The 3,405-nt window shown below is 71.3% G+C and carries 5 protein-coding genes; 2 read left to right on the top strand and 3 right to left on the bottom strand.

Features of this window, described 5'->3' with window-relative positions; all coding sequences use genetic code 11:
* Positions 1-18 precede the first annotated feature (18 nt).
* Positions 19-684, top strand: coding sequence for a L,D-transpeptidase (locus I53_RS29470; RefSeq protein ID WP_043357803.1), 666 nt, complete (start codon positions 19-21; stop codon positions 682-684).
* A gap of 52 nt (positions 685-736) precedes the next feature.
* On the opposite strand, the gene I53_RS29465 is transcribed toward I53_RS29470, so the two are convergent.
* Positions 737-1,063, bottom strand: a complete 327-nt coding sequence (locus I53_RS29465; protein ID WP_043357801.1) for a cupin domain-containing protein — start codon at positions 1,061-1,063, stop codon at positions 737-739.
* Between the two features lie 176 nt (positions 1,064-1,239).
* On the bottom strand, positions 1,240-1,662 hold the full coding sequence (locus I53_RS29460) for a gamma-butyrobetaine hydroxylase-like domain-containing protein (RefSeq protein ID WP_043357798.1): 423 nt from the start codon (positions 1,660-1,662) through the stop codon (positions 1,240-1,242).
* A gap of 81 nt (positions 1,663-1,743) precedes the next feature.
* Here I53_RS29460 and moaA point away from each other — a divergent pair, with 81 nt between their 5' ends.
* On the top strand, positions 1,744-2,796 hold the full coding sequence (gene moaA, locus I53_RS29455; RefSeq protein WP_043357795.1) for a GTP 3',8-cyclase MoaA: 1,053 nt from the start codon (positions 1,744-1,746) through the stop codon (positions 2,794-2,796).
* Positions 2,797-2,904: 108 nt separating this feature from the next.
* On the opposite strand, the gene I53_RS29450 is transcribed toward moaA, so the two are convergent.
* The coding region (locus I53_RS29450) for a magnesium chelatase domain-containing protein (protein WP_043357792.1) at positions 2,905-3,405 on the bottom strand (501 nt) is incomplete at its 5' end.

Raw genomic sequence — 3,405 nt, 5'->3', positions numbered from 1 at the left:
CTGCCCCGAGAAGCTTTGATGCGTCGTTTCTCCCCCGCCCTGATCGGGCTTTTGGGCGTGGCCGCCTCCGCCGCGCGGTTTCTGGCTTACGAGATCGACCCGCTGACCCGCCAGCCCCTGAACGACGCGCTCACCGTGCGCGTGCGCCCGCAGGCCGTCGAGACGGTTGCGGTGCCGGTGGCGAACGCCTCGCTCAACCCCGCCGACCCGCTGAACGCCGACGCCGCGGTCCCGCAGATGTCGGCGATCCCGCGCGAGACGGTGGCCTATAACGGCCCCTACGGCGCCGGCACGATCGTCGTCTCCACTGCCGAGCGCCGGCTCTACTACGTGCTGGGCGGCGGTCAGGCCCTGCGTTACGGCGTCGGCGTCGGCCGGCCGGGCTTCACCTGGGGTGGCGTGCAGACCATCACGATGAAGCGCGAGTGGCCGGATTGGCGCCCGCCGTCGACCATGCTGAAGCGCCGGCCCGACCTGCCGCGCTACATGAAGGGCGGCCTCGAGAACCCGCTGGGCGCCCGCGCCATGTATCTCGGCGGCTCGATCTACCGGATCCACGGCTCCAATGAGCCGGAGACCATCGGCACCGCCGTCTCGTCGGGCTGCATCCGCATGACCAACGACGACGTGACGGACCTTTACACCCGCGCCAAGGTCGGCACGAAGGTCATCGTCCAGCGCTGAGGCGTTCGGACCTTTGGGAGGGGCCGACCGTCACAGGTCGGCCCTTTCGCGTTCAGGCGCCCGGCAGGATCACCAGCGCGTCCGGGCGCTTCACCTCGATCTCCACGAAGGCGATCGGGTGGTCCGAGCCGTTCATCACGTCGTGCCGGATGCCGGCCGGGCGCATGTAGGATTGGCCGGCCGCGAGCGCCGTCTCGCTCACCGCCGTGCCGTCGTGGACGCGCAGGATCCCATCCATCAGCATCACCACGAAGTAGGGCCAGCCGTGCTCGTGCCAGCCGGTCACGGCGCCCGGCGGGAAGTCCCAGCGGGTGATGCGCACGGTGGCGTCGTCCTGCTGGACGGTCGGGACGGCTGGGATGGTGCAGGCGAAGGCCATGGCGGCTCCAAGGGAAGCGGTCGGTGTGCCGTCATGGCGATGCAAGGCTTCGGCCTACCGGGCGGCGCAGTGACCCACGCCGTCCTCGCGCACGCGGCGCGACGCCCCAGGGTGGCGCGGCTTCAGCCGCCGAGCCGCGCCGGAACCGGTGCGGCGGGAAGCGTCCGCCGCGGCCCTCAATGGCACCCGCACGAACCCGAGCCGCAGCCCCCGCCGGACTTGACCGAAGCCTGCCGCGCCGTGTCGCGGTCGAGGCCGCGCTCGGCGAGTTCGCCGAGATAGGTGGTCCAGCGCGTCTCGTACTCGCGGCCGAGGGTGTGGAGGTAGCCCCAGCCGTAGATGCCGGTGTCGTGCATGTCGTCGAAGCCGAGCTTCACCGCGTAGTTGCCGATCGGCTCCACCGCCAGGATCGCCACGGACCGCTTGCCGCCGATCACCTTGCGCTCCAGCGGTGAGTGGCCCTGCACCTCGGCCGAGGGGCTCGACACGCGCAGGTACTCGGCCGGCAGGGCGAAGCGCGCCCCGTCCTCGAAGGCGACGTTGAGCACCCGCCGATCGGCCGACAGGCGGATCTCGGTCGGCCACAGATCCTCGCTCACGGGTCACACTCCTCACGCAATCTGGGGCTGCGGCGCGGGACCTGCTTGCCCGCGACCGTCCGGGACATCATATGCCGGACGATGCTCGATGACAGCTCCCTGACGCCGCAGACGTCCGCGGTCGGCGTGCCCGCCGGGCCCGCCCCGCTGATCGACCCGTTCCAGCGGGCGATTTCGTATCTGCGCATCTCGGTGACGGATCGTTGCGATCTGCGCTGCGCCTACTGCATGTCCGAGCACATGCAGTTCCTGCCCAAGCGCGATCTGCTGACCCTGGAGGAGCTGGACCGGCTCTGCGGCGTGTTCATCGCCCGGGGCGTCCGCAAGCTCCGGATCACCGGCGGCGAGCCGCTGGTGCGGCGCGATATCATGCACCTGTTCCGCCGCCTCTCGCGCCACCTCGATTCCGGCGCGCTGGAGGAGCTGACGCTGACCACCAACGGCACGCAGCTCACGCGCTACGCGGACGAGCTGGCGAGCCTCGGCGTGCGCCGGATCAACGTCTCGCTGGACACCCTCGACCCCGACAAGTTCCGGGAGATCACCCGCCGGGGCGATCTCGCGGTGGTGCTCGACGGCATCGCGGCGGCGCGGGCCGCCGGGATGAAGGTCAAGATCAACGCGGTGGCGCTGCGCGACGTCAACGCCGACGAGATCCCCGACATGATCGCCTGGGCGCACGGCCTCGGCATGGACATGACGCTGATCGAGGTCATGCCGCTCGGCGAGATCGAGGCGGACCGGACCGACCAGTTCCTCCCCCTGTCGGTGGCCCGGCAGCGCCTGGAGACCCGCTACACCCTCACGCCGCTGCCCGACCGCACCGGCGGCCCGGCGCGTTACGTGCGCGTCGAGGAGACCGGCGGGAAGCTCGGCTTCATCACGCCGCTGACCCATAATTTCTGCGAGAGCTGCAACCGGGTGCGCCTGACCTGCACCGGCCAGCTCTACATGTGCCTCGGTCAGGAGGACTCGGCCGATCTGCGGGCGGTGCTGCGCGCCTCCCAGGACGACGCGGTGCTGGCCGCGGCCGTGGTCGAGGCGATCACCCGCAAGCCCAAGGGCCACGACTTCGTCATCGAGCGCCAGCGCCCGGCCGCCGTGCCGCGGCACATGAGCGTCACGGGCGGCTGACAGACCAGCCCCGGCGCCACGCACGCCCTCTCCCGTGTGGGACAGGGAACCCGCGCTCGTCTCTCGAACGGTGTGGAGCCTGCCGGCGCAGGCCGTCGTTCGGCGACCTCACATTTCCTCGTCGGCGTAGCGTGCCTGTTGCCGCCCGCGCTGCCCGGACCCCTTCCGCGGCGCGCCCGCGCTGATCCCCGCCACCAGATCGGCGATGTGGCGCAGCGTCTCCACCGACAGCGCCTTCTCGCCCTCGCCCCGGCCCTGCGGGATCAAGGCCTTGGCGAAGCCAAGCTTCTGGGCCTCCTTGAGCCGGGATCCGGCCTGGGCGACCGGCCGGATCGCCCCCGACAGGCCGATCTCGCCGAAATACACGGTCTCCGGCGGCAGCACCGCCCCCGACAGGGAGGAGACCAGGGCGGCCGCCACCGCCAGATCCGCCGCCGGCTCGGTGATGCGCAGGCCCCCCGCCACGTTCAGGTAGACGTCGTGGCTCCCGAGCCGGATGCCGCCATGGGCCTCCAGCACGGCGAGCACCATCGACAGCCGGTTCGGGTCCCAGCCGACCACGGCGCGCCGGGGCATGCCGAGTGACGATGGCGCCACCAGCGCCTGGAT

The sequence above is a fragment of the Methylobacterium sp. B1 genome (assembly GCF_000333255.1).
In the GTDB taxonomy this organism is placed as follows: domain Bacteria; phylum Pseudomonadota; class Alphaproteobacteria; order Rhizobiales; family Beijerinckiaceae; genus Methylobacterium; species Methylobacterium fujisawaense.
This window is presented reverse-complemented; position numbering and strand designations above follow the sequence as displayed.

Excerpts from the sequence above, each read along its gene's own strand:
- moaA (WP_043357795.1), top strand. The coding sequence starts at position 1,744 with ATGCTCGATGACAGCTCCCTGACGCCGCAGACGTCCGCGGTCGGCGTG.
- I53_RS29465 (WP_043357801.1), bottom strand. The coding sequence starts at position 1,063 with ATGGCCTTCGCCTGCACCATCCCAGCCGTCCCGACCGTCCAGCAGGAC.
- I53_RS29470 (WP_043357803.1), top strand. The coding sequence starts at position 19 with ATGCGTCGTTTCTCCCCCGCCCTGATCGGGCTTTTGGGCGTGGCCGCC.